At 65.1% G+C, this 26,338-nt stretch carries 23 protein-coding genes; 9 read left to right on the forward strand and 14 right to left on the reverse strand.

Annotated elements, in window-relative coordinates:
• Positions 1 to 10 precede the first annotated feature (10 nt).
• The 5 genes from QY049_RS22990 to QY049_RS23010 all read left to right on the forward strand — a co-directional run bounded on the left by QY049_RS22990 (position 11) and on the right by QY049_RS23010 (position 5,228).
• Positions 11 to 1,363, forward strand: coding sequence for a murein hydrolase activator EnvC (locus QY049_RS22990; protein WP_258764570.1), 1,353 nt, complete (start codon positions 11 to 13; stop codon positions 1,361 to 1,363).
• Positions 1,360 to 2,721 (forward strand): S41 family peptidase, encoded by a 1,362-nt coding sequence (locus tag QY049_RS22995; protein WP_258764569.1) that lies wholly within the window; start codon positions 1,360 to 1,362, stop codon positions 2,719 to 2,721. The genes QY049_RS22990 and QY049_RS22995 overlap by 4 nt, the downstream gene beginning before the upstream one ends.
• A 156-nt stretch (positions 2,722 to 2,877) precedes the next feature.
• Entirely contained in the window at positions 2,878 to 4,092 is a 1,215-nt protein-coding gene (locus QY049_RS23000; RefSeq protein ID WP_258764568.1) for a divergent polysaccharide deacetylase family protein, read from the forward strand.
• Between the two features lie 64 nt (positions 4,093 to 4,156).
• Positions 4,157 to 4,663, forward strand: a complete 507-nt coding sequence (locus tag QY049_RS23005) for an RNA pyrophosphohydrolase (protein WP_301269964.1) — start codon at positions 4,157 to 4,159, stop codon at positions 4,661 to 4,663.
• A 64-nt stretch (positions 4,664 to 4,727) separates the two neighbouring features.
• The gene (locus tag QY049_RS23010; protein WP_258764567.1) at positions 4,728 to 5,228 is read left to right on the forward strand and encodes an RNA pyrophosphohydrolase; all 501 of its coding nucleotides are present in this window, start codon (positions 4,728 to 4,730) and stop codon (positions 5,226 to 5,228) included.
• 257 nt (positions 5,229 to 5,485) lie between these two features.
• Here the strand turns inward: QY049_RS23010 and QY049_RS23015 are convergent, their stop codons facing one another.
• Complete coding sequence (locus QY049_RS23015; protein ID WP_301269965.1) at positions 5,486 to 6,433, reverse strand: 2-hydroxyacid dehydrogenase; 948 nt, start codon at positions 6,431 to 6,433, stop codon at positions 5,486 to 5,488.
• A gap of 100 nt (positions 6,434 to 6,533) precedes the next feature.
• Here QY049_RS23015 and QY049_RS23020 point away from each other — a divergent pair, with 100 nt between their 5' ends.
• Entirely contained in the window at positions 6,534 to 7,289 is a 756-nt protein-coding gene (locus QY049_RS23020; protein WP_258764565.1) for an SDR family oxidoreductase, read from the forward strand.
• A gap of 35 nt (positions 7,290 to 7,324) precedes the next feature.
• The gene (locus QY049_RS23025) at positions 7,325 to 8,206 is read left to right on the forward strand and encodes an NAD(P)-dependent oxidoreductase (RefSeq protein WP_301269966.1); all 882 of its coding nucleotides are present in this window, start codon (positions 7,325 to 7,327) and stop codon (positions 8,204 to 8,206) included.
• Positions 8,207 to 8,223: 17 nt separating this feature from the next.
• Here the strand turns inward: QY049_RS23025 and QY049_RS23030 are convergent, their stop codons facing one another.
• From QY049_RS23030 to QY049_RS23085, 12 genes are all read right to left on the reverse strand, one after another.
• Positions 8,224 to 9,129, reverse strand: coding sequence for an SMP-30/gluconolactonase/LRE family protein (locus tag QY049_RS23030; protein WP_258764563.1), 906 nt, complete (start codon positions 9,127 to 9,129; stop codon positions 8,224 to 8,226).
• An 18-nt stretch (positions 9,130 to 9,147) separates the two neighbouring features.
• A complete protein-coding gene (locus QY049_RS23035) occupies positions 9,148 to 9,486 on the reverse strand; it encodes a hypothetical protein (protein ID WP_258764562.1) in 339 nt (112 codons plus the stop codon).
• Positions 9,487 to 9,588: 102 nt separating this feature from the next.
• The gene (locus QY049_RS23040; protein ID WP_258764561.1) at positions 9,589 to 10,686 is read right to left on the reverse strand and encodes a substrate-binding domain-containing protein; all 1,098 of its coding nucleotides are present in this window, start codon (positions 10,684 to 10,686) and stop codon (positions 9,589 to 9,591) included.
• A gap of 109 nt (positions 10,687 to 10,795) precedes the next feature.
• Positions 10,796 to 11,848: an ABC transporter permease gene (locus QY049_RS23045; protein WP_258764560.1), complete on the reverse strand. Its 1,053-nt coding sequence runs from the start codon at positions 11,846 to 11,848 to the stop codon at positions 10,796 to 10,798.
• Between the two features lie 50 nt (positions 11,849 to 11,898).
• The gene (locus QY049_RS23050; RefSeq protein WP_258764559.1) at positions 11,899 to 13,398 is read right to left on the reverse strand and encodes a sugar ABC transporter ATP-binding protein; all 1,500 of its coding nucleotides are present in this window, start codon (positions 13,396 to 13,398) and stop codon (positions 11,899 to 11,901) included.
• A 149-nt stretch (positions 13,399 to 13,547) separates the two neighbouring features.
• Positions 13,548 to 14,546, reverse strand: coding sequence for a LacI family DNA-binding transcriptional regulator (locus tag QY049_RS23055; RefSeq protein WP_194478965.1), 999 nt, complete (start codon positions 14,544 to 14,546; stop codon positions 13,548 to 13,550).
• Positions 14,547 to 14,819: 273 nt separating this feature from the next.
• Positions 14,820 to 16,427 carry an adenylate/guanylate cyclase domain-containing protein gene (locus QY049_RS23060; protein WP_258764558.1) on the reverse strand — a complete coding sequence of 536 codons (1,608 nt, stop codon included), beginning with the start codon at positions 16,425 to 16,427 and terminating at the stop codon, positions 14,820 to 14,822.
• Positions 16,428 to 16,590: 163 nt separating this feature from the next.
• Complete coding sequence (locus tag QY049_RS23065; protein ID WP_194478963.1) at positions 16,591 to 16,998, reverse strand: F0F1 ATP synthase subunit epsilon; 408 nt, start codon at positions 16,996 to 16,998, stop codon at positions 16,591 to 16,593.
• Positions 16,999 to 17,086: 88 nt separating this feature from the next.
• Positions 17,087 to 18,520: a F0F1 ATP synthase subunit beta gene (gene atpD, locus QY049_RS23070; protein ID WP_194478962.1), complete on the reverse strand. Its 1,434-nt coding sequence runs from the start codon at positions 18,518 to 18,520 to the stop codon at positions 17,087 to 17,089.
• A gap of 86 nt (positions 18,521 to 18,606) precedes the next feature.
• A complete protein-coding gene (locus QY049_RS23075; RefSeq protein WP_194478961.1) occupies positions 18,607 to 19,479 on the reverse strand; it encodes a F0F1 ATP synthase subunit gamma in 873 nt (290 codons plus the stop codon).
• A gap of 145 nt (positions 19,480 to 19,624) precedes the next feature.
• The gene (gene atpA, locus QY049_RS23080) at positions 19,625 to 21,154 is read right to left on the reverse strand and encodes a F0F1 ATP synthase subunit alpha (protein WP_194478960.1); all 1,530 of its coding nucleotides are present in this window, start codon (positions 21,152 to 21,154) and stop codon (positions 19,625 to 19,627) included.
• Positions 21,154 to 21,714: a F0F1 ATP synthase subunit delta gene (locus tag QY049_RS23085; protein WP_258764557.1), complete on the reverse strand. Its 561-nt coding sequence runs from the start codon at positions 21,712 to 21,714 to the stop codon at positions 21,154 to 21,156. The genes atpA and QY049_RS23085 overlap by 1 nt, the downstream gene beginning before the upstream one ends.
• Positions 21,715 to 22,362: 648 nt before the next feature.
• Between QY049_RS23085 and QY049_RS23090 the strand changes: the two genes are divergently transcribed.
• Positions 22,363 to 22,872 (forward strand): septal ring lytic transglycosylase RlpA family protein, encoded by a 510-nt coding sequence (locus QY049_RS23090; protein ID WP_194478958.1) that lies wholly within the window; start codon positions 22,363 to 22,365, stop codon positions 22,870 to 22,872.
• Positions 22,873 to 23,019: 147 nt separating this feature from the next.
• Here QY049_RS23090 and QY049_RS23095 read toward each other — a convergent pair whose 3' ends face one another.
• The gene (locus tag QY049_RS23095) at positions 23,020 to 25,230 is read right to left on the reverse strand and encodes a primosomal protein N' (RefSeq protein WP_258764556.1); all 2,211 of its coding nucleotides are present in this window, start codon (positions 25,228 to 25,230) and stop codon (positions 23,020 to 23,022) included.
• Between the two features lie 112 nt (positions 25,231 to 25,342).
• Here QY049_RS23095 and QY049_RS23100 point away from each other — a divergent pair, with 112 nt between their 5' ends.
• A complete protein-coding gene (locus tag QY049_RS23100; RefSeq protein WP_301269967.1) occupies positions 25,343 to 26,308 on the forward strand; it encodes a tyrosine recombinase XerC in 966 nt (321 codons plus the stop codon).
• The last annotated feature ends 30 nt before the right edge of the window (positions 26,309 to 26,338 follow it).

Raw genomic sequence — 26,338 nt, forward strand, 5'->3', positions numbered from 1 at the left:
TGCCCAACAGATGCGAGCGCCGATCCTCAATTTGCTGCTGATGGTGAGCTGCGCCGGCGCAAGCCTCTTCGCCGAAGAAAATCTCGCACAAGCTCAGACGGCGGCACCGGCGCCCCAGACCGCAGTCATCTCGACCGATGCCATCAAGCAGCGCGAGCAGGAGCTGGAAGCTGCGCGCGCCCGGCAGAAGAGCGCGGAGGAGGCGCAGGCCAAGCTGAAGGCCGAGATCGCCTCGCTCGGCCAGGACCGCACCCAGCTCAATCAGCAGCTGATCGACACCGCCGCCAATGTCCGCACCGTCGAGACCAAGATCGACGAGGCCGAAGCGCGTCTGCGGACGCTGAACGGCCGCGAACAGGAAACGCGCGCCTCGCTCGACTCGCGCCGCGCCGACATCGTCGAGGTGCTGGCGGCCCTGCAGCGAGCCGGAAGGCGCACGCCGCCGGCGCTGCTGGTGCGGCCGGAAGATGCGCTGCAATCGCTGCGCACCGCAATACTGCTCGGCGCTGTCGTGCCGGAATTGCGCAGCCGCGCCGAGAAGATCGCGGGCGAGCTCGGCGAGCTTGTGACCTTGCGCAAGAGCATGGCCGCCGAGCGCGACCAGCTGGCCTCCGACCGCGACAAGATCCGCAGCGACCAGACCCGGCTCACAGCCCTGGTCGACGAGCGGCAGCGCCAGCAGGCCTCGCGCGAGAAGGACCTCGACGCCGAAAATTCGCGCGCCATCACGCTGTCAAAACAGGTCGGCGATCTCCAGGGGCTGATCGCCAAGATGGAGCAGGACCTGCAGAGCGCCGCCAAGGCGGCTGAGAAGGCCGCCGAGGCCGCCAAGCAGGCCGAAGCCAAGGAGGCCAAGGCAGCGGCTAGTGCCAAGCCCGGCCCGGCCATCTTCAAGGATCGCTCCCGAACCAGCCCGGCCATCCTGTTCGCCTCGGCGAAGGGGCTCCTGCCTTTGCCGGTTAACGGTAACAAGATCAGGGACTTTGGCGGTTCCGATGGCGTCGGCGGGGTCCAGAAGGGCATTTCGCTGGCCACCAAGCCCGGCTCGCAGGTCACAACGCCATGCGACGGCTGGGTGGTCTATGCCGGCCCGTTCCGCAGCTACGGACAACTCTTGATCCTCAATGCCGGGGGCGGGTATCATGTCCTGATCGCCGGGATGGAGCGCATTTCGGTAAACATCGGACAGTTCGTGCTCACGGGGGAGCCGGTCGCGACCATGGGGTCGACATCTCAAGTCGCCTCCATTCTCGCCACCAACGCGAGTCAGCCTGTGCTGTATGTCGAGTTCCGCAAAGACGGCACTCCAATCGATCCAGGCCCATGGTGGGCCGCAAATGAAGGCGAGAAGGTTCGCGGATGATGCGCAAGACTTCAGTTATCCTCCTCAGCGCGGCCACCGGTGCGGCGCTGACGCTGTTCGCGACCCAGCCGCGCGCGGTGTTCATGGGCTCCAGCGCGCGCGCGGCGACCGCTGACACCTATCGCCAGCTCAATCTGTTCGGCGACGTGTTCGAGCGCGTGCGCTCCGACTATGTCGAGAAGCCCGACGACACCAAGCTGATCGAATCCGCGATCAGCGGCATGCTCTCCGGCCTCGATCCGCATTCGAGCTACATGGACGCCAAGAGCTTCCGCGACATGCAGGTGCAGACCCGCGGCGAGTTCGGCGGCCTCGGCATCGAGGTCACGATGGAAGACGGCCTGATCAAGGTGGTCTCGCCGATCGACGACACGCCCGCTTCGCGCGCCGGCGTCATGGCCAACGACATCATCACCAATCTCGACGACGAGGCGGTGCAGGGCCTGACCCTGAACCAGGCGGTCGAGAAGATGCGCGGCCCCGTCAACACCAAGATCAAGCTCAAGATCATCCGCAAGGGCCAGGACAATCCGATCGACGTGACCCTGGTGCGCGACAACATCCGCGTCCGTTCGGTGCGCGCGCGCGTCGAGGCCGACGACATCGCCTATATCCGCATCACCACCTTCAACGAGCAGACCACCGAAGGCCTGAAGAAGGAGGTTGCCAACCTCTCGACCCAGATCGGCGACAAGCTCAAGGGCTACATCATCGACCTCCGCAACAATCCGGGCGGCCTGCTCGAAGAGGCCGTCACCGTCTCCGACTCGTTCCTGGAGAAGGGCGAGATCGTCTCGACCCGCGGCCGCAACGCCGAGGAGACCCAGCGCCGCACCGCGCATGCGGGCGACCTCACCAAGGGCAAGCCGGTCATCGTGCTCGTCAACGGCGGGTCGGCCTCGGCGTCGGAAATCGTCGCCGGCGCGCTGCAGGACCACAAGCGCGCGACCATCGTCGGCACGCGCTCGTTCGGCAAGGGCTCGGTGCAGACCATCATCCCGCTCGGCTCGGGCAACGGCGCGCTGCGCCTGACCACCGCGCGCTACTACACGCCGTCGGGCAAGTCGATCCAGGCCAAGGGCATCGTGCCCGACATCGAAGTGCTCCAGGACGTGCCGGACGAGTTGAAATCGCGCACCGACACCAAGGGCGAAGCTTCGCTGCGCGGCCACCTCAAGAACGACGGCGACGAGAAGACCGGTTCGCAGTCCTATGTCCCGCCGGACGCCAAGGACGACAAGGCGCTCAAGATGGCCGACGACCTGCTCCACGGCATCAAGAACAGCGCCAACGCGGCGCCGACGCCGAGCAGCGACAACAAGGCCGCGCCCGCCGACAAGCCCAAGGCAGCAAACTAAGGCGGCACACCAACCGCGATCTGCGAGACGTGACGACAAGGGCGGCTCCGAGAGCCGCCCTTTTTGCGTGGAACTCCTGGCCTCCCCGGCCTATCCCGGCCTGCCGCCACTTGACCTCGCCGTGGTATCGTCGGGCTAAGTGATTCGGGATCTCGCATGACTGAAACGGCGGATGATCTGAGCGCCCCGCTCGGACAGGACAAGCCGCGTCGGAAACGGCGGCTGCGGCTGCCTTTCACGGCCATGCAGTTGCTCGCCGTGATGCTCGGCCTTTTCCTGGTCGCCTTTGCAGGCTTTGCCATCTTCAACAAGGACCCGCTCGGGGGCGAGCCGATGACGCGGATCGCGATTCGCGATCCCAAGGCCACCGACGAGAAGCCCGCGGCCGGCCACGGCCAGGACGCCAAGCAAGAGAGCAAGCACGACACCAAGGAAGCGCCGAAGCACGCCGGCGACCAGAAGACCGTCACCATGATCGACGGCTCGACCGGTGCCCGCCACGACGTGGTGATCGGCGCCGGCGACCCCACCGACAAGGGCGAGGCGGCTTCCGCGGCCCCGCCCGTCATGGCCGGGATCGACCCAAAGCTGCTGGAGAAGTCGCGCTACGGCATGATCCCCGCGATCTCGGGCGATCTCAAGCCGTTCAACGTCTATGCCGCCGAGGCCGACCGCGCCAAGGCCGCGAAAATGCCGGTCGTCGCGATCGTGATCGGCGGCCTCGGCGTCGGCGCCGCCAAGACCACCGATGCGATCATGAAGCTGCCGGGCGCGGTGACGCTGGCCTTCACGCCTTATGGATCCGATCCGGGAAAGCTGGCCGAGCGCGCCCGCGCCCAGCGCCACGAGATCTTCCTGCAGATCCCGATGGAGCCCTACGACTTCCCGGACAACGATCCCGGCCCGCAGACGCTGCTGACCTCGCTCACCCCCGACCAGAACACCGACCGCCTGTACTGGCACCTGAGCCGGATGCAGGGCTATGCCGGAATCACCAATTTCATGGGCGCCCGCTTCATCGCGACGGAGGCGGCGATGCAGCCGATCATCCGCGAGGCCTCCAAGCGCGGGCTCGGCTTCTTCGACGACGGCACCTCGCCGCGCAGCATCGCGCCGCAGGCGGCCGGAAGCCTCGCCGTTCCCTTCGGCAAGGGCGACATCGCGCTCGACGCGGTGCCGACCGCGAACGAGATCGACCGTGCCCTGAACAAGCTGGAATCGGTGGCCCGCGAGCGCGGCGTTGCCATCGGCACGGCTTCTGCGCTGCCCGTCTCGATCGAGCGGGTCGGCGCCTGGATCAAGACCTTGAGCGACCGGGGTATCCTATTGGTGCCATTGACAACCGCGATGCTGAAATCAAGATCCAGCTAAATCAAAGAATTGGTACGGCACGGCGTCCCTCGCCCGGCCGGCAGTACGCGAGAGGTTTGGCGGCATGGCGCGTTACGAGGATCTGCCCTACCGAACCTGCGTCGGGGTGATGCTGATCAACACGAAGGGCCTGGTGTTCATCGGCCGCCGCGCCGGCGGTATCGAGCATGTCGACGACGGCCACGTCTGGCAGATGCCCCAGGGCGGCGTCGATCCCGGCGAGGACAATTGGGAGGCGGCCAAGCGCGAGCTCTATGAGGAGACCAGCGTGCGCTCGATCGAGCGGCTCGGCGAGGTGCCGGACTGGCTGATCTACGACATCCCCCGCACGGTCGCGGGCCGCGCCTGGAAGGGCCGCTACCGCGGCCAGCGCCAAAAATGGTTCGCGGTGCGCTTCATCGGCAAGGACAGCGAGATCAACGTCGAGAAGCCCGGCGGTGGCGGCCACAAGGCCGAATTCGTCAGCTGGCGCTGGGAGCCGATGAAAAACCTTCCCGAACTGATCATCCCGTTCAAGCGCCCGGTCTATGAGCGCGTGGTGAAGGAATTTTCCGCGCTCGCCGATGACTAATTCAAATTGTCATCCCGGCTTTGGTGCTAAGGCACCGGCTGGACTGACAATGAGAGATGCAGGCGTGACCAACGAAAAACCCTATCGTCCCAATGTCGGGATCGCGCTGTTCAATGCCGACGGCCATGTGCTGATCGGCCACCGCTTCAAGGGCGACGGCCCCGAGATCATCCTGCCGGGCCTCGACTGGCAGATGCCGCAGGGCGGCGTCGACGAAGGCGAGAATTTGCGCGATGCCGCCATGCGCGAGCTCTGGGAGGAGACCAGCGTCGTCAGCGCCTGTTATCTCGGCGAGACCGACTGGTACGCTTACGAATTCCCGCCCTATGACGGACCGCAGACGCATCGGCTGGCAAAATTCCGCGGCCAGCGCCAGAAATGGTTCGCGCTGCGCTTCACCGGCAAGGACGACGAGATCGACCCGCTGACGCCGCGCAACGGCCAGCCCGCCGAGTTCGACGCCTGGCGCTGGGAGCGCCTCGACCGTGTCGCCGATATCGTGGTGCCGTTCCGCCGCGAGGTCTACCGGGCAGTGGCAGAGCAGTTCGCGCCCTTCGCCAAATGAGAACGCGAAAACAACCCCATGCACAGTAGAACGGGGGTTGAAATGATGAGAGAATTTTGCCGGAAATTTGCGTGTGAGGAGGGCGCCGCTTTCTCGTTCCCTCCCCCCTTGCGGGGGAGGGAACGCACCGTCGTCGGTACCGCGGTTGGTGCGCAAACGGACATTCGGCTAGCGCGGTCGCGACCGCTCGGGTCCTCCACTTCGTGGGGTGACGTGAATGACGACGGCTTTCATCAGACCCTGACAAACGAAAGAAGTTAGAGGACCGGACTGGGCAGCGCGCGGCCAGCGAAATGCGCGGCGAGATTGTCGCGCATCAACTGGCCCATGGCCTTGCGGGTCTCGACCGTCCCGGAGGCGTGGTGAGGCTGCAGGAGTACATTCGGCAGCTCCAGGAATCGCGGGTTCAGGTTCGGCTCGCTTTCGAAGACATCGAGCGCCGCTGCGCCGAGCTTGCCGCTCGCAAGCGCCGAGATGAGCGCCGCTTCGTCGATGTTGGAGGCGCGCGAGACGTTGATGAGGAGGCCGTTGGGTCCGAGCGCATCAAGAACCGCAGGCCCGACGATGTGCCGGGTCGCTGCCGAGGCGGCGAGCGTGACGAAGAGGACATCCGAACCTGCGGCGAGGGCGACCGGGTCGGCGACGAAGGTCCAATCCTTGGCGTATGGCTTCGCCTCGATGTCCGAATAGGCGATGTCCATGTCGAAGCCGGTCAGCCGGCGTGCCACTTCAAACCCGATGCGGCCGAGGCCAAGGATGCCTGCGCGCTTGCCCCAGGCGCGTGTCTTCAAGGGATAGAGTCCCTTGGCGGCCCATGATCCATCGCGCACCCAGCGCTCGGCACCGTTCACGCCGCGCCATTGTGCGAGCATCATCGCGATCGCGATGTCGGCCACGTCCTTCGTCAGCACGTCCGGCGTATTGGTGACTTGGACACCGCGCGACCGGCAGCTGTCCAGATGCACGGCATCGAAACCGACGCCGTAGATCGAGATGATTTCAAGCTTCGGACATGCCGCGATGAGCTCGGCACCTGCGCCGAGTTCGCCACGCGTGGCGATGGCTCGCACACACGCTCCGGCTGCGTCAAGGAGGGCATGCTTGTCAGCCGCCTCGAAATAGCGGTGGACTGTGTAGGCTTCATCGAGCGGGAGCTGATCCCATTCCGGATAGGGGCCCATCTGAAGGATTTCGGGCTTCGACATGTGGGGGAGCGCTCCTCTTCGGCCTCGTCTTGACAGGAAATGTTATCGATAACATAGTGCGGCGAATGATAGATGTCGAGACGCAAGAAGAGGAAACAGGGTGGCGATCAACTTGTTCGATCTGACAGGGCGCAGAGCGCTGGTGACGGGATCTTCGCAAGGCATCGGCTTTGCGCTTGCGCGCGGCCTGTCCGAGGCCGGTGCGGAGGTCGTTCTCAACGGTCGCGACGAGGCCAAGCTTGCCGCCGCCGCCAGTTCCATCGCGGGCACGCGAACCCTTGCCTTCGATGCCGCCGACCACGCCGCTTCCCGCGCGGCTGTCGATCGCTTCGAGGCCGACATCGGGCCCATCGACATTCTCGTCAACAATGCGGGCATGCAACACCGCGCACCGCTCGAGGATTTCCCCGCAGACGCGTTCCAGCGCCTGCTGCAAACGAACATCGCCTCGGTCTTCAATGTCGGTCAGGCCTGCGCCCGCCACATGATCGCGCGTGGCGCCGGCAAGATCATCAACATCGCGTCCGTGCAAACCGCACTCGCGCGCCCGTCGATTGCGCCCTACACAGCGACGAAGGGAGCCGTCGGAAATCTGACCAAAGGCATGGCGACGGACTGGGCGAAGCACGGCCTTCAGGTCAACGCGATCGCGCCCGGCTATTTCGATACGCCGCTCAATGCCGCGCTGGTTGCGGATGCTGCGTTCTCGGCCTGGCTCGAAAAGCGCACCCCGGCGGGCCGCTGGGGCAAGGTCGAGGAACTCGTCGGCGCCTGCGTCTTCCTCGCTTCGGCCGCGTCCTCCTTCGTCAACGGACATGTGCTCTATGTCGATGGCGGCATCACGGCCTCGCTCTGAGGCGTGTCGTCGAAACTCACCGTGGAGATGTCGAAATGCCTGGTTCAGTCGCATTGATCGGCGCCGGCGCCATGGGCGGCGCAATCGGAGCTCGGCTTGCTCAAACCAGCACCCGATTGTTGGTGTTCGATCTCGATCCTGCGAAGGTCGCGTCTCTCGTCGAACACGGTGCGACTGCGGCAAGCTCTGCTGCGAAGGCCGCGGTCGAAGCCGATGCCGTGATCCTCAGCCTCAACTCGTCCAAGATCGTGCGAGCTGCAATGTTCGGGCCGGCGGGTGTTGCCGAAGGCGCGCGGAAGGGCACCCTCATCATCGACATGTCGTCGATTGACCCGGAATCCACGCGCGCGCTGGCGAGGGACGCGGCCGCAGCCGGGCCACGCTGGGTCGACAGTCCTCTGTCGGGCGGCGCGCCGAAGGCCCTGATCGGCCAGTTGACCTGCATGGCCGGTGGGGATGCTGCCGATGTCGCGGAGGCGCGGATGGTGCTCGCCGAGGTCGCCTCGAATTTCACGCATATGGGCCCGTGTGGCGCGGGACAGACAACGAAACTGATCAACCAGGTTCTGTGCGCGCTCAATTTCGTCGCGGTGGCCGAGGCGACGGCGCTGGCGGAGGCTTCCGGCGTCGATGCTACAAAAATTCCTCTGGCCTTGCGCGGCGGCCGGGCCGACAGCGCGATCCTCCAGGAATACATGCCGCGCTTTGCTGCGCGCGACTATCGTCCGACGGGTCGCATCGACAACATGGTGAAGGATCTCAACGGCGCACAGGATCTTGCGCGCCAGACGGGCATCGCGATGCCGATGACCGTCGTTTGCGCCGAGATCCATCGGCTGCTGACCGCGATCGGGTGCGGCGCGATGGACCAGGCCGCGCTGATGGAATTCTGGGCGGCGCGCACGCCGCCCGCTTGATGCGCCCCCTCGCGGGCTCAGGACAATCCGTGCGCGTTGACGAAGATCGCGTAGAGCGATGTCTGCGCGGTGATGTAGAGCCTGTTTCGCTTTGGTCCGCCGAAGGTCAGGTTTGAAACGATCTCAGGCACCGGAATGCGTCCGATCAGCGCGCCGTCGGGCGCATAGACGGCCACGGCATCCGCCGTCGACGTCCAGATATTACCGCTGCGGTCGACGCGGAATCCGTCATAGAATCCGGCCGGCGAGGTCGCGAAGATGCGTCCCTCGCCGACCCCAAGCCCGCTTGGCGCAACGTCATAGGCCCGGATCACCGCCGGTAAGCCCGGCACGTGCGTCGCGCCGGTTTCGGCGACATAGAGCAGCCGCTCGTCGGGCGAGAAGGTGAGGCCGTTCGGCTTCACCATGTCTGTCACAACCGCCGACAGCGCCCCGCTTGCCGGATCGAAACGATAGACGTTGCTGGCGCCGATCTCGCTTGGCCCGGCATGCCCTTCGTATTCGCTGTCGATGCCGTAGGTCGGATCAGAGAACCAGATGGTTCCGTCCGACTTGACCACGACATCGTTGGGAGAGTTGAAGCGTTTTCCGTCGAAGCGTTCGACCAATCCCACCCAACGGCCATCGGGCTCCAGCCGCGAGATGCGGCGGCCGCCATGTTCGCAGGCGATCACACGTCCCTGCGCATCGCGGCTATGACCGTTGTGATAGCCGCAGGGGCTTTCGAACACCGAGACCGAGCCGTCAGTCTCGTCGAAGCGTAACACGCGATCGTTGGGAATGTCGGACCACAGCAGCGACTTGGCTGATGGTACATAGACCGGGCCCTCGGCCCAGCGGCTGCCGGTCCAGAGCCTGTCGAGCTTAGCATGTCCGATGATCAGCGCCTGAAAGCGCTGGTCGAGAATGTCGTAAGTGCTCACGGCGTAAGATCTCCGCGATCAGTCGGTCGGCAACGCGAAGTCATCGGCTTTGAAGACCGTGTGGAAGATGGAGCCGTCGAACATCTCGGTCAGCCCCTTGGTGACTTCGCGGCTCTCGAAGCGAACCGGCGAGGCGAGCGCCTGCTCGATCGCCTCGCGCGATGGATAGCGGATCGCGAGCACCATCTCGTAACGCTGGGCATCGCTGTCACTTTCCTCCTGGCGCAGCACGCGAACCTCCTCGGCACCGGGAAAGCGCGTCCACAGCGGCACAAGCTTCTCGCGGACATAGGAGGTGAATTCGGCTTCGCGTCCCGGCTTGATGCGGCCACTGAAAAAAGCGCAACGGATAAACATCGGTATTCGCTCGTCTGTCTGATGGAGTGGAAGAAAAATCGGCGGTCAGCTTGTGGCCGACCGCCGAGGGAGCACGGCCATGCCGTGTTCGGCGGAGGAAGCTTAGAGACCCCAAGCCTTCTTGTAGGCGTCGCGATAGCCGTTGCCCGGGTCGAACGTATTGGTCGGGCCGCCGTCGAACTCGACATTGGCCTTGGTCACCACATGCAGCGGCGAGACATAGCCCGACCATTTCTCTCCGGCGATGGCGCGGTTCAATTCGTCGACGAGCTGCCAGCCCTGGAGATTCAGCGGCTCGGCTACGGTGACGGCCTGGTAGGCGCCGGAGCGGATGCGCTGATAGGCGCTTTCGGAGCCGTCGCCCGCGGCGACATTGATGGGCGCACCGGTGCCCTTGATGCCGGCCGCAGAAAGCGAAGGCGCCATGAAGTCGTAGTAGAGGTCGTTGATCGCGAGCGAATGCGTCCAGGCGGCGCCGTGCTTTTGCAGGAGAGAGGTGGTGAGCTGCGGCATGCGCGCCGAGGTTTCGGCGATCGGCGTATCGACCCATTCGAGAACCTTGCCGCCGAGCGCCTCGATCACCTCTTTCATCTTCTTCGCCTTGGCGATCGCGATCTCATAGGTCGAGTCGGTGAAGATGATCACACCGGGCTTGCCTTTGGCATCGACGAAGGCCCAGTTGGCCGCAGCGGTGGAGACGGCCATCGGATCGGTCGTCACGTTGGCAAAGACGCCGGCTTCGGGAACGGGGCCGATCACGGGAGCCGCGTGCCACGAAACCATCGGAATCTTGGCAGCCTTGGCCGCCTCCATGCCGGGCTTCTGTTCGACCGCGTCGAAGCCGCAGATCACCAGGCCGTCGGGCTTGAGCGTCATGGCCTGGCCGAAGGCGGCGGTGCGACCGGAGACCGAGCCGGCGCCATCAAGCGTGCGCACGGTCCAGCCGGCGGCCTTCGCGGCCTCCTCGATGCCCTTGGTGACGCCGAGCACGCCACCGTTCTTCATGTCGGAAGCGAGTACGACGATGGTCTTGCCCTTGGCGATCTTCGGAGCGGTGGTCGGACCGTCCCATTTGTCGACCTTGGACGCATATTTGCCAACGAATGCGTTGGCGTCCGCGAGCGAATCGGCGTGGGCGGACGCAAGACCAAATGCGAGGCCGGCGACGACAGCGCCGGTTCTTATCATCGAATGCAACATAGAGCGTTCTCCTTGGGTTTAATTGCCGTTTCGTTTTTTCGCCGGCTCTTCGCCGGGCTTTCCGTTGTGGCCGGCTTGCTGCCGGCCACGAACTCCTTCAATGGCTGTTTCAAGCCTTGCGATCGGGTGCGCCGACCGGGACCTTCGCAACGGCACCGCGCTTCCTCTGCGCGTATCCGGCCATTCCGATTGCGGCGAGCAGGGTGAGGCCGTTGAAGAGCGGCTCGACCCAGAAGGAGCCGCCGAACTGCTGAATGCCGGCGATGCCGACCGCGAGCACCGCGACGCCGACGATGGTGCCCCAGACATTGACGCGGCCGGGCTTGATGGTGGTCGAACCGAGGAAGGCGCCGACGAGGGCGGGCAGGAGATATTCGAGGCCAACGCTTGCCTGGCCGATGCGCAGCTTCGAGGCGAGCAGAACGCCGGTGACAGCAGTGAGGATGCCCGACGCCATGAAGGCACCGACTGTAAAGCGCTGCACCGGAATGCCGTTGAGCGCGGCCGTCTTCGGATTGGCGCCGATCGCGTAGATGTAGCGGCCGAGCGGCAGATATTCGAACATCAGCCACATCGCCACCGCGAGCACGAGCACGTAGAAGCCGGTGATCGGCAAGCCGAACACCATCGTGCCGTTGAGGGCAAGGAACCCATCCGGCAGCATCGCGACGACCTGCCGGCCGCCAGTGTGCCAAAGCGCGAGCGCATAAAGCACCGTACCGGTGCCGAGCGTGGCGATGAAGCTGTCGATGCGCGCGACTTCGACCAGCAGGCCGTTGAGGAGGCCGGTGAAGGCACCGAGGCAGATGACGACGAGAACCGCGACCGGCCAGGGCAGGCCGAAGGCGACTTGCAGGCTGATCACCAGGATGTGCCAGAGCACGATACCATAACCGACCGTGAGGTCGATCTTGCCCGCGGCCATCGGGATCATCGCCGCAAGCGACAGCATGGCGATGATCGACTTGTCGGAAACGATCGAGCGCAGGTTGAGCAGCGTCGGAAACGTGTTGGGCAACAGGATCGAGAACAGCGCGATCAGCGCTGCCGTGATGATCGGCAGGCCGTAGACCGGCAGCAGCCGCGTGACCTTCTGCGACCGCGACGCGCCGGCGAGATCCGCGCGCGTCGGTTCCAGTGCGTTCGATTCGATCGAATTCATTCCCATACGTTCCTCCCGGCGGACCTCTCGTAAGTCCGTGCGATTGTCCCTTACGCGGCCTCGGAGGCCGACGCGGCAGTGATCAGGGCTTCGGTCGTCAGTCTGTCTCCTGCGATCTCGGTGATGATCCGGCCGCGGTTGAAGACGAGCGCGCGATGGCAGATATGCGCAACTTCCTCGAAATCGGTGGAGACGACGACGACAGCAAGTCCTTCGGTGATGGCGCGCGCGATCAGCCGATAGATCTCGGCTTTGGCGCCGACGTCGACGCCGGCAGTCGGATCCTCGGCCACAAGCAGCTTGCGGCCCGTGGCGAGCCAACGGCCGACGACGACCTTCTGCTGGTTGCCACCGGACAGACCCTCGATCGCGAGATGCGGATCATTGGGCCGCAGGCCCACGAGGGCGCCGAGCTTGACCGCCTCTTCCGCCTCGCGGCGTGGTGCGAGCACATCGAACAGGCCGCGTCCCGAGGCGCCCGGGTTGAGGAAGGCATTCTCGCGGATCGACAACGACGCTGCGATCGATTCCTCCGTTCGGTCGCGCGCGACCAGACCAATGCCGCCGGCCATGGCCGTCATCGGGCTGGACAGATCCGGCGCCGTGCCGTCGACCAGGATCTCGCCGCGATGCGCGACCGCGCCGAACAGCGCGCGGCCGACGTCCTCCTGACCCGCGCCGCGCAAGCCCACGAGGCCGAGGAGTTCGCCCTCGCGCACGTCGAAATCCACGGGGCCGGACTTCGGGGTGGTCAGTCCGCGCACCGTGACGCGGGTCTTGCCGGAGTGGGAAGCCGCTTTCTCGAACATGTCGAGCAGGGGCCTGCCGACGATCAGCCGCACCAGATCTTCGGGCGAAGTCTCGCCGATTGCCTTCTCGCCGACGAGCTGGCCGTCGCGCAGCACGACGACGCGGTCAGCGATGCGGAAGATCTCGTCGAGCCGGTGTGACACATAGATCATGCCTACGCCCTGTTCGCGCAGACGCCGCAGCGCCGCGAACAGGCGCTCCACCTCATCGGCAGGCAAGCTCGCCGTCGGCTCGTCGAGCACGAGGAAATCGCAATTGACGACGAGCGCGCGGGCGATGGCGACCAGCGACTTCTCGGTGCGCGACAGGTTCGCAACGCGCGTGGTCGGGTCGATATCGCAGCCGACGAGCGCGAGCGCCCTGGTCGCGCGCGCCTCGGCGCTGCGCCAGTCGATGAGGCCGAACGGCCGCGCGCGCGGAAAGCCCTGGGCGAGCCCGACATTCTCCGCCACCGTCATCCATTCGACCAGGCCGAGATCCTGATGGATGAAGGCGACGGGTTGGTGGTCGGCGCGGCCGCCGGGCGCATGGTGATAGGGCTCGCCTGCGATCGTCACCGCGCCGGCGTCCGGACGATGGATGCCGCCGAGCACCTTGATGAGGGTCGACTTGCCCGCGCCGTTCTCGCCGAGCAGGGCGACGACTTCGCCGCGCTTGACGCCGAAGCTGACGCCTTTGAGCGCGCGAGTGCCGCCGAACGACTTGACGACCCCATCGAAGCGCAGTGCACCCGGTGCCATCCCTGGTTCCTCCCGAAATCGCCAGCCGACCGCGATCGGTTGGGAGGTGCTCCCAACCGATGACCAGGCGCCCGGCCATCGTGATCCATTATGGCGTCATATTTGTTATCGATAACACTATCCGGTCGAGCGACGCTGTCAAGCCGGACTCAGGTGCTTTCGCGCTCGATGACCTCAAAGGGGACGATCAACGTCTCGGGCCCTGGTCTGCGACCATCCCTGATGTCGTCGATGGCGCGTAACAGGACGCTGCCGGCTTCCAGTCCGATATTGCGGCAATCGACGGCGACGGTCGTGATCCTCGGCCAGGAACAACGCGAAACCTCGAAGTCGCCGAAGCCGGCCACCGCGATCCGGCCGGGGACTGCCCAACCGCGGCGGTGGCATTCCATGATCGCGCCAAAGGCAGACAGGTCGGAGACGCAAACGGCGGCGTCCACATCCGGCCATTGCTCGATGAGCTGGACGATGGCCTCGCCACCCTGTTGCATGGAGATTGGCGGATTGCCGAACGAGATCGTACGTCCGACCGGCAGGCCGAGCTCCTCGACGGCTCGCTTGTAGCCGAGCCGGCGATCGGCGCCGCGCGTGTCGCGCCGGCTGGCGCCGCCGATGAAGGCAATGTTGCGGTAGCCCTTCTGGTAAAGCCGATGCACGAGCGCGCGCGAGGCTTCGGCGTTGGAGAAGCCCACGACATGGTCTATCGGGTCGGCAGGCAAATCCCAGGTCTCGACCACCGGAATGCCGGCGGATTGCAGCATCCGCCGCGCCTTCGGCGTGTGCCGGCCGTCGGTGACGATGATCCCGTCGGGCCGGCGAGTCAGCATGGCCCGCACGAGTTGCTCTTCCTTGTCGATATCGTAGTCGGTGTAGCCGAGAAGCATCTGAAGCCCCTGGCCTTCGATCGCCTCGGTGATGCCGCGCGCAGTGTCCGAGAAATTGGAGTTGTTGATGGAGGGGATGAGGGCCGCCACGAAGCCCGTCCGCTTCGAGGATAATGCGCCCGCAGACAGGTCGAGCACATATCCGAGCTCTTCGACAGCAGCGAGGATTCGCTGCCGTGTCTCCTCGGAGACGGCGCCGTCGCTCTTCAACGCACGCGAGACGGTCATGGCGGAAACGCCCGCCCGCACCGCCACCTCAGCCATGGTCGCTGGCCGCTTGGGCGCCTTTCTGGTCGTCGTCCGAGTTCGTTTCATCTCAACGCGGTCTTTGCTAGATTCTCACGCCGCCGGATCAGGACCAGCAAACTTCCTCTGCCGATGCGATTTGGCCCGCCCCGGCTGGCAATGACCATGGTATCGATAACAGTCCACGCTGCAATGGTTTTAATAGATCATCGCGACGTAACGGATCACCCTCCGCTCGTCGCAGATGCATGGAGCTGCAAGACAGCCGCGCACTCACAGCCGGATTTCCAGCTAATTCATCGGCCCCACCGTAAACGGGCCGATCGCGATCACGTGGCAGTCGCTGTCGTGCTTGACGCAGTCGGCGAGCGCGGAGTTGATCGCGGACTGCTCATTGGCAGCCTTCAGGCCGAGACCCGGACGGCCCGCGGTGCCGACCGCAACCGCATTCCAGCCCATGCCGTCGCCGAGCTTGCGTGCGACGTCGTCGCGCGCATCGGCGACGATCGAGGAATTGCTCGCGGCGTGGAAGAAGCCATTGGCCTTGAGCAGGGTTGGGATCGGCACGACGAAGACGTCGTCGACCACCACAGTCATACAGGGCGCGCCCGCGAACGCGCCGCAGGATTCCAGCGAACGCCGCGCCGCGTCGCCGACAGAGGTTGCTCCCAGCGCCCAGAAATATTGTCCGCCCGGGCCGAGCGCGACCGAGCGCGATTTCGCCGCCTGCACGTAGATATTTTCGAGCCGGGTTCTGGCTTGCTCACGCACCATCGGCAAATCCTTCGGCACAAATGCGCGCTCGGTGATGGCGTCGTGCCGAAACCAGGGCTGCGGCGGCATCGGCGGACTGCCGTGGCTGTACACCACCTTGTTGCCGACAGCGTAGAGCTCGCAGCGCCGCGGCGATTGCGCGGCGTCCGCGCGCTTCTGGCATTGGTCGACGGCGCCGTTGCGCGCGGCCTCCTCGGTCGGCTGATTGAGCGCGGAGCCGAAGAATCCGCCGATGTTCAGGGCATAAGCCTTGTAATCTCCGGCGGCCGAATATTCGTTGCTGAGAAAGGCACGCTGGCGCTCGCCGATGAACGGCACTGCGTCCACGGGGATCTTGCCGCGGGCTGCCGCCGGCGGCGTAGCGGCAGCCGCCTGGGTCGGCGTCGGGCTGGGTGATGGCACGGCGACCGGACTTGAGCCCGGTGCTGCTGCGGTGGACGTTGCCGGGGTCGAGCCGACCTCCGCGGTCTCGAGTTTGGTGAAGTAGAGGAAGCCGCCGACGCCGATCGCGACGACGGAGACCACGCCGACGACCAGCGGCCACATCCAGTTCGGCGTGGGCGATGCCTTCGCGACCTTCTTCACCTGCGGCGTGGCATAAGTGCCGTCCTCGCGCCGCATCGCCACCATGTAGGCGTGCACCGGCGTCGGGATGTTCTTCACCTCCTGCGCACCGATATCGGCGAACTGCACCGACAGCTTGTTGGCGACCTGTTCATGCACCGCACGGGAGACGCAGATGCCGCCGACCTCGGCGAGCCCTTCGAGCCTTGCTGCGATGTTGACGCCGTCGCCGAGCAGATCGCCGTCGCGCTCCACGACGTCACCGATGGTGATGCCGATGCGGAACGACATCTGCCGGCTCGGCGGATAGGCCATGTTGCGGGTTCGCAGGGATTCCTGGATGTCGATCGCGCAGCGCACCGCTTCCACCGCGCTCGGGAATTCCGCGAGCACCGCGTCGCCGGCGGTATTGAAGATGCGCCCGCCGGCCTTGGCGATGAAATCGTCGACGACCAGGCGATAGGAGGCCAGACGCCGCAGCGTCTCCTCTTCATCCTCCGCGACCAGCCTCGAGTAACCGGCAATATCGGCTGCGAAAATCGCTGCGATCTTGCGTTTCATCTGCTGCCCGCCCCGGAACAAATTCGCGGGCGCAGAATGCCGCTATCTCCGGCGCGGTGCAACAAAGTTTCAGGGCCCGCCACGGCAGTGACGAGCGCTGATTTTATTACAGTTTCTCGAGAGGTCGGCGCGACGTGCCGCGGTCGCAAGCGCGACGCAGCGATTAGTGCATCGCGGTCGAACTGACCTGCTGCTGGATGCTCTTGTAGTGGTCGAGCCACTCGATCGCCCGATCGAGTTCGTCGCCCTCGTGCTCTTTCAGCTTTTCTTCCATCTCCGAGATGGTCTCGGCGAACTGGGCGCGATCGAGCTCGTCCAGCGATGTCGCGACGTCGGCGAGCACGGTCAGGCCCTTTTCGGAAACTTCGGCGAGACCGCCGAGCACGATGACCTTCTCGTGCTTGCCACCCGTGGTGATGGTGAGGATGCCCGGGCGAATCGCAGCCACGACCGGCGCATGACCAGCCAGCACGCCGAAGTCACCCTCGACGCCGGGAACGTCGACCTGGTCGACTTCGCCCGAGAACGCGAGCTTTTCCGGAGAGACGAGATCGAAGTGGAAGGTGGCCATGAGAAACCTGCGAGTAGCGAGTGGCGAATAGCGAGCGGCGCGATCGGGAGCAGCGACTATTCGCTACCCCCCATTCGCCATTCGCGTCTTAGGCGGCCTCGGCCGCCAGCTTCTTGCCCTTCTCGACCGCCTCTTCGATGGTGCCGACCATGTAGAAGGCGGCTTCCGGCAGGTGGTCATACTTGCCTTCCACCAGGCCCTTGAAGCCCTTGATGGTGTCGGCGAGGTCGACGAACTTGCCCGGCGAGCCCGTGAAGATTTCGGCGACGTGGAACGGCTGCGACATGAAGCGCTCGACCTTGCGGGCGCGGGCCACGGTCAGCTTGTCCTCTTCCGAAAGCTCGTCCATGCCGAGAATGGCGATGATGTCCTGGAGCGCCTTGTAGCGCTGTAGCACCTGCTGGACCTGACGGGCGACCGCGTAGTGCTCCTCGCCGACGACCAGCGGGGAGAGCATGCGCGAGGTCGAGTCGAGCGGGTCCACCGCCGGATAGATGCCCTTTTCGGCGATCGAGCGCGACAGCGTGGTGGTCGCGTCCAAATGCGCGAACGAGGTCGCCGGCGCCGGGTCGGTCAAGTCGTCGGCCGGAACGTAGATGGCCTGCACCGAGGTGATCGAGCCCTTCTGCGTGGTGGTGATGCGCTCCTGCAGCGTGCCCATGTCGGTCGCCAGCGTCGGCTGGTAACCCACCGCCGAAGGAATACGACCGAGCAGCGCCGACACTTCGGAGCCGGCCTGGGTGAAGCGGAAGATGTTGTCGACGAAGAACAGCACGTCCTGGCCCTTGTCGCGGAAGTCTTCCGCAATGGTCAGACCGGTGAGCGCGACGCGGGCGCGGGCGCCCGGCGGCTCGTTCATCTGGCCGAACACCAGCGCGCACTTCGACTTCACGCTCGGATCCGGATTCTTCGGATCGGCGTTGACCTTGGACTCGATGAACTCGTGATAGAGGTCGTTGCCTTCGCGGGTACGCTCGCCGACGCCGGCGAACACGGAGTAACCGCCGTGCGCCTTCGCGACGTTGTTGATCAGCTCCTGAATCAGCACGGTCTTGCCGACGCCGGCGCCGCCGAACAGGCCGATCTTGCCGCCCTTGGCATACGGAGCGAGCAGGTCGACGACCTTGATGCCGGTGACGAGAATTTCAGCTTCGGTCGACTGGTCGGTGTAGGTGGGCGCTTCCTGGTGGATCGCGCGCAGGCCTTCCGACTTGACGGGACCGGCTTCATCGATCGGCTCGCCGATGACGTTGATGATGCGGCCGAGCGTGCCTTCACCGACGGGAACGCGGATCGGCGAACCGGTGTCGGTCACTTCCTGGCCGCGGACCAGACCTTCGGTGGTGTCCATCGCAATGGTGCGGACGGTCGATTCACCGAGATGCTGGGCGACTTCGAGCACCAGGCGGTTGCCGCCGTTCTTGGTCTCGAGCGAATTGAGAATGGCCGGCAGGTGGCCTTCGAACTGCACGTCGACGACGGCGCCGATGACCTGGGTGACGCGACCGGACTGGGCTGCCATTGGATGTCTCCTTCGATCCGAACTTCTAGACCACGATCAGCTTGTTGATCGGGATGTTGCGTTTGACGGGTACTGAAGCGTCTTGATCAGACGGCCTCGGCACCCGAGATGATTTCGATCAGTTCCTTGGTGATCTGCGCCTGACGCGTGCGGTTGTAGACCAGCGTCTGCTTGCGGATCATCTCACCGGCGTTGCGCGTCGCGTTGTCCATCGCGCTCATCTGAGCACCGTAGAACGAGGCGTTGTTCTCGAGCAGCGCGCGGAAGATCTGAACCGCGAGGTTGCGCGGCAGAAGACGGGTGAGAATCTCGTCCTCTTCCGGCTCGTATTCGTAAGACGTGGTGCCGGCGGCTGCGCCCTCCTCGACCACCAGCGGGATAACCTGCTGGGCAGTCGGGATCTGCGCGATCACCGAACGGAAGCGCGAGTAGAACAGCGTGCAGACGTCGAACTCGCCGTTATCGAACCGCGCCAGAACCTTCTTGGCGATGTCCTCGGCATTGACGAAACCGAGCTGACGAACGCTGCGCAGGTCGAGATGCTCGACGATCTGCTTGTCGAACAGGCGGCGGAGCTGCTCGTAACCCTTGCGGCCGACGCAGAAGAATTTCACTTCCTTGCCCTGCGCCATCAGCGCCTGCGCACGCTCGCGTGCGAGCCGCACGATCGAGGAGTTGAAGGCGCCGGACAGCCCGCGCTCGCCGGTGCAGACCAGCAGCAAATGGACCTGGTCGCGGCCGGTGCCGGCCAGCAGCGCCGGCGCGCCGGGCGAACCCGCCGCGGCGCTGGCGATGTTGGAGATCACCGCGCTCATCTTGTCGGCATAGGGACGTGCAGCTTCCGCGGCGGTCTGCGCGCGGCGCAGCTTCGAGGCCGCGACCATCTGCATGGCCTTGGTGATCTTTTGCGTCGCCTTGGTGGAGGCGATGCGGACGCGCATGTCTTTAAGTGACGCCATTCTTCGTTCACCCCGGCGGTTCGACCTGATGCGTCGGACCGCTAGCCTGTCCCTGTCGCAATGCCCGGCCGGGCGCCGGGCACGCACTTTCTTGCTTGCCTATCGCGAAGCACGTCGTGGCCGGGCGATCCGGCCACGTCTGCGATTACGCGAAGCTCTTCGCGAAACCCTCGACCACCGACTTCAGCTTGGCGGCGGTGTCGTCGGAGAGATCGCGGCTGTCGCGGATCGAATTGAGGATCTCGACGTTCTTGCCGCGGAGCAACGAGAGCAGACCATCCTCGAACGCGCGCACCTTGTTGACCGGAAGCGGGTCGAGATAGCCATTGGTGCCGGCCCAGATCACGCAGACCTGCTCTTCCATCTTCAGCGGCGAGAACTGCGGCTGCTTCAGTAGCTCGGTGAGGCGCGAACCGCGATTCAGCAGGCGCTGGGTCGAGGCGTCGAGGTCGGAGCCGAACTGCGCGAACGCCGCCATTTCGCGGTACTGCGCGAGCTCGCCCTTGATCTTGCCGGCGACCTTCTTGGTGGCCTTGGTCTGCGCGGACGAGCCGACGCGCGACACCGACAGACCGACGTTCACCGCGGGACGGATGCCCTGGAAGAACAGGTCGGTTTCCAGGAAGATCTGGCCGTCGGTGATCGAGATGACGTTGGTCGGGATGTAGGCCGACACGTCGTTGGCCTGGGTTTCGATGACCGGCAGCGCGGTCAGCGAGCCGGACCCATGGTCCTTGCTGAGCTTCGCCGCGCGCTCGAGCAGGCGGGAGTGCAGATAGAACACGTCGCCCGGATAAGCTTCGCGGCCAGGCGGACGGCGCAGCAGCAGCGACATCTGGCGGTAGGCGACGGCCTGCTTGGACAGATCGTCATAGATGATGACGGCGTGCATGCCGTTATCGCGGAAGAACTCGCCCATCGTGCAGGCGGTAAAGGGCGCGATGTACTGCATCGGCGCCGGATCCGAGGCGGTGGCGGCGACGACGATCGAGTATTCGAGCGCGCCCTGCTCTTCCAGCACCTTCACGAACTGGGCGACGGTCGAACGCTTCTGACCGACTGCGACGTAGACGCAGTACAGCTTGATGTTCTCGTCGGGCTGCGCGTTGAGCGGCTTCTGGTTCAGAATGGTGTCGAGCGCGATCGCGGTCTTGCCGGTCTGACGGTCGCCGATGATCAACTCGCGCTGGCCGCGGCCGATCGGGATCAGGGCGTCGATCGCCTTGAGGCCGGTCGCCATCGGCTCGCTCACCGACTTGCGCGGAATGATGCCGGGCGCCTTGACGTCGACGCGCATGCGCTTGTCGGCCTGGATCGGCCCCTTGCCGTCGATCGGATTGCCGAGCGCGTCGACGACGCGGCCGAGCAGGCCCTTGCCGACCGGCGCGTCCACGATGGCGCGGGTACGCTTGACGGTCTGGCCTTCCTTGATCTCGCGGTCGGCGCCGAAGATAACGACACCGACGTTGTCGGTTTCGAGGTTCAGCGCCATGCCGCGGGTGCCGTTCTCGAACTCGACCATTTCACCGGCCTGGACGTTGTCCAGACCGTAAACGCGGGCGATACCGTCGCCGACGGACAGCACCTGTCCGACTTCGGAGACTTCAGCTTCCTGGCCGAAATTCTTGATCTGGTCCTTGAGGATCGCGGAAATTTCCGCGGCGCGGATGTCCATCAGCCTGCCTCTTTCATCGCGTGCTTGATCGAATTGAGTTTGGTGCGAAGCGAACTATCGATCATGCGGCTGCCAAGCTTCACGACGAGGCCACCGATGATCGAGGGATCGATCTTCACGTTGAGCGCGACGTCCTTGCCGGTCACCGACTTCAGGGCAACCTTGAGGGCGTCGAGATTCTTGTCCGAGAGCGCTTCCGCCACGGTCACGTCCGCGGTCGCCTCGCCCTTGAACTTGGCGACGAGGGCGCGATAGGCGCGGATGACGTCAGCCACCGCGAACAGGCGGCGGTTGGAGGTCAGCACTTTCAGGAAATTGGCGGAGATGCCGGCAATACCGGCCTTGTCCAGAACGGCCGAGAGGGCCTTGGTCTGGGCGTCGGCCGCGAAAACCGGACTGCGGACGAGGCGCTTGAGATCAACGCTCTCGTTCAGCAGAGCCTCGAACTTGTCGAGATCGGCTTTGACCTCGTCGACCACTTTCTGGTCGCGGGCCAGTTCAAACAAGGCCGTTGCATAACGGCCCGACACACCGGAAACGGACGTATCTTCTGCAGCCACAGACGCGCTCTTTTAGCTGTCAAATTCGCAAGGGAAAAACCGTCGCCACGAAGCGGCGCCTAGCGATCCAAGCCCTTGGAATTCAAGCGGGACTTCGATTTTCGACCGACACAGGACGTGCCGGGCTCGTTAAAATCGCGGCTTTGCTAACATAGCAGGCGCGCACGTGCAACATGACGCCAAATTAAAGGCACGACCTTCTGTCGCCAGTTCGTCGCAGCTTCGCGACAGCCCGGCGGCGATCACCACCGTGACCTGCCACGCCACGGAATTGCCGCGAGCCTTTCGCCGGCAACGCGCCCATTGGTTCCTGCTTTCAGCGCATAGCGGCCATGAACACGAATCGCTGAGGCGTGATTCCGGCCGCGCCGAACGCGACCCCGAATACTTACCCAATTCTAAACGCAAAGCATAACAACTTTGCTTTACAGTATTCGAAAGTAATAAATCAGTTAAAGAAACGTTAAAGTGAAAGATTACGGAACTTCGGCTGAATATCGATTCAGATCACAAGATATTTCAAAGGGACATGGAAGGGATTTACTGCCCAATTCACGCCTCATTGGGAATCGAAACGCCAACCCGCTCACAAACTGATGGGGGCTTCACTTGCCACATATGTGGCATTACTAGCGTAGGGACCACTAAATGCTGTCTTTGAAGATGCTGGGCACTGTGACCCGGCCGCGCACGGCGCTCGCTTTCGTCGCTGCAACTCTCCTCGTCGGTGGAACTGCCACCGAGGCTTCCGCCAAGTCCAGGCATCACCACCGCTACTCTCACCATCATCACCGCCACCACGCCCAGGACGATTCCAACGCGACCTCCGATTGGCGCAACGCCAATGCGTCGATGACGCCATCGTCGGGCACGGGCCGCAGCTTCTCCGGCATGGCCTCCTATTACGGCAACGAGTCCGGCAGCCGCACCGCGTCGGGCCAGCGATTCAACCAGAACGCCATGACCGCAGCGCACCGTTCGCTGCCATTCGGCACCAAGCTCCGCGTCACCCATGGCGGCCAGAGCGTCATCGTCACCATCAACGACCGTGGCCCGTTCGTGCGCGGCCGCGTGCTCGACCTCTCCACGGGCGCTGCCCGCGCCATCGGCCTCACCGGTGCCGGCGTCGGCCGCGTCACCGCGGAAGTGGTTTCGTAACAGCGCGCTTCGCGTGAAATAAGCCCGCCGTCTTTGGGGGACGGCGGGCTTTTTTGTTTGGTTCATCGCCACCAATACCCCGTCATTCCGGAGTGCGACGAAGTCGCGAGCCCGGAATGACGACGGAGAGTATGGCTGCGGTGGCTGTTACAAAAAGCTCTGCGGGTCGACGTCGACCTCGAGCTTCTGGTTGCCCTTCGGCTTCGGGCACACCGCGAGCCAGTTGCGCAGATAATCCGACAGATCAAACCCGCGCGCCGATTTCACCAGGATGCGGAACCGGTAGCGGCCCTTGATCACCGCGAGCGGCGCTTCCGCCGGGCCCAGCACCACCACGCGCTCGTCGCGCGGCGCGAGTGAAACGAGCCTGCGGCCCAGGCCCTCGGCGCTCGGACGATCGCCCGCCGAAATGATCAGGCTCGCAAGCCGCCCGAACGGCGGGTAGAGCGTGCGTTCGCGCAGATCGATCTCGCTGTCGTAGAAGGCCTCGCGGTCGCAGGCGATCAGCGCCTTCATCACGGGATGATCGGGCTGGTGCGTCTGCAGATAGCCGACCCCGCGGCCCTGCTCGCGCCCGGCGCGGCCGATCACCTGGTTGAGCAATTGCCAGGTGCGCTCCGCGGCGCGCGGATCGCCATTGCTCAAGCCCAGATCCGCATCGACTACGCCGACGAGATTGAGCCGCGGGAAATTGTGGCCCTTGGCGACGAGCTGCGTGCCGATGATGATGTCGACGCGTCCTTCCGCGATCTCGGCAAGCTCGCTGCGCATCGTCTCGATCGAGGTGATGAGATCGCTCGACAGCACCATGGTGCGCGCGTCGGGGAACAGCGCGGCCGCCTCTTCCTGCAAGCGCTCGACGCCGGGACCGACCGCGACCAGCGATTCCTCCGCCGAGCAGTTCGGGCAGACATGCGGGCGCGGCATCGAGAAGCCGCAATGGTGACAGACGAGACGCTGGCGAAAGCGGTGATCGACCAGCCAGGCATCGCAGATGGTGCAGGCGAAGCGATGGCCGCAGCCGCGGCACAGCGTCAGCGGCGCATAGCCGCGGCGATTGAGGAACAGCAGCGCCTGCTCGCGCTTTTCGATCGCAACTCTGATCTCGCTTGCAAGCCGTGGCGAGATATAGCGGCCGCGCGCGGGCGGCTCGCGGCGCATGTCGATGGCTTCGATATGCGGCATGTGCTGGCCGCCGAAGCGCGAGGGCAGCGCGATGCGCTGATAGCGGTTCTTGCGCGCATTGACCTCGGATTCGACCGAAGGCGTCGCGGACGCCAGCACGATCGGGATTTTGGCGATATGCGCGCGCACCACCGCCATGTCGCGGGCGTGATAATGCACGCCCTCGTCCTGCTTGTAGGCCTGGTCATGCTCTTCATCGACCACGATGAGGCCGAGATTGGCGTAGGGCAGAAACAGCGCCGAGCGGGCGCCGACCACGACCGGCGCAGTGCCTTCCGAGATCGCCGCCCAATTGCGCGCGCGGGTGCGCGGCGTCAGCTCGGAGTGCCACTCGATCGGGCGCACGCCAAAACGCTGCGCGAAGCGGTCGAGGAACTGGCCGGTGAGCGCGATCTCCGGCATCAGGATCAGCGACTGTTTTCCGCGGCGAATGGTTTCCGCCACGGCCTCGAAATAGACCTCGGTCTTGCCCGAGCCGGTGACGCCGTCGAGCAACGCGACGTGAAAGGTGCCGTCGGCCGCGAGCGCGCGCATCGCATCGACGCCGGCGCGCTGCAGCGGCGAGAAATCCGGCCGGCCGAACTCCGGATCGGGCGCCGGCGGCGGCGGTGGCGGCGGCATCGGCTCGACCGTGAGCGTGCCTTCATCGACGAGGCCGTCGATCACACCGGCCGAGACGCCGGCTTCCCTGGCCGCCTCGGACTTGCCGTGCAGCAGCCGGTCCGACAGCACCTCGATCACGCGCGCCCGCGCCGGCGTCAGCCGCCGCGGGGGATCGCCGACCAGGCGCACGCCGGGACGCACGCGCTCGGGGCCGAGATTCTCGCCCATGCGCAGGCACATGCGCAGCACCATGCCGCGCGGGCTCAACGTGTAATTGGCGACCCAGTCGACGACCGAACGCAGCTCGGGCTTCAGCGCCGCAACGTCGAGCTTCTCGCTGACCTCCTTGAGGCGGTTGTGCAGGCGCGGATCGGGATTGGCGTTTTCGCCCCAGACCACGGCGAGCACCTCGCGGGCGCCCAGCGGCACGCCGACGAGATCGCCCGCCTTCAGCTCCATGCCGCGCGGCACCCTGTAGGAATAGGTCTGGTCGAGCGCGACCGGCACCAGCACGTCGACCATGCGGGTCGCGTTGGCGGGGGCGGTCGAGCTGCGCGACGAATGATCCATTGAAAGAGAATCGGAACCTTGGGGCTTTGAGGCTAGCGCCCCGGGCCGGCCTTAGCGAACGGTAAACCGGTGAGATGCGATATACTGTGCGGAATCATTCCGTCCAGAGCGCATGAGCAAGGCCGCCGTCCCACCCCTCGAGCTCGCCAGCGCCGATCCCTCGATCGCGCAGGAGATGGTGCGCTGGCTGGCGCATCTCGGCGCCGAGAGGCGGTTGTCGCCGAAGACGCTGGAGGCCTATGGCCGCGACCTCAGGCAGTGCCTGGATTTCCTGTGCAGCCATTGGGGCGAGCGCGTGACGCTGGAACGGTTCGCCTCGCTTGAAGCGACCGATGTGCGCGCCTTCATGGCGATGCGCCGTGCCGACGATATTGCCGGCCGTTCACTGATGCGGGCGCTCGCGGGCCTGCGCTCGTTCGGCCGCTTCCTCGAACGCGAAGGCAAGGGAAAGGTCGGAGCCCTCTCGGCGATCCGCGCGCCGAAGGTCGCAAAAACCTTGCCGAAGCCGCTGCCGATGGCATCGGCAAAACGCCTCGCCGACGCCGACGAGCGCGCCGGCGAGGAGCGCGAGACCTGGATCCTGGTGCGCGATGCCGCGGTGATGGCGCTGCTCTATGGATCGGGCCTGCGCATCTCCGAAGCACTGGGCCTGAAGCGCCGCGAGGTGCCGAAGGCGGGTGAAGGCGACGTGCTGGTCGTCACAGGCAAGGGCAACAAGACGCGTATGGTGCCGGTGCTGCAGAACGTGCTCGCGCTGATCGACGAATATGTCGCGATGTGCCCGCACGCGCTGCCGCCGGAGGGGCCGATCTTCGTCGGCGCGCGCGGCGGCCCGCTCAGCCCGCGCATCATCCAGCTCGCGATGGAGCGCTTACGCGGCGCGCTCGGCCTGCCCGACAGCGCCACGCCGCACGCGCTCCGCCATTCCTTCGCCACGCATCTGCTGTCGCGCGGCGGGGACTTACGCGCGATCCAGGAATTGCTCGGCCATTCCTCGCTCTCGACGACGCAAGTGTATACCGGCATCGACTCTGAACGATTGCTGGAAGTCTATGCGAACGCGCATCCACGGCGCTGATTCCTGACATCAAGCTGTCATCACAAGGCA

Source organism: Bradyrhizobium sp. WYCCWR 13022 (assembly GCF_030435535.1).
Classification (GTDB): Bacteria; Pseudomonadota; Alphaproteobacteria; order Rhizobiales; family Xanthobacteraceae; genus Bradyrhizobium.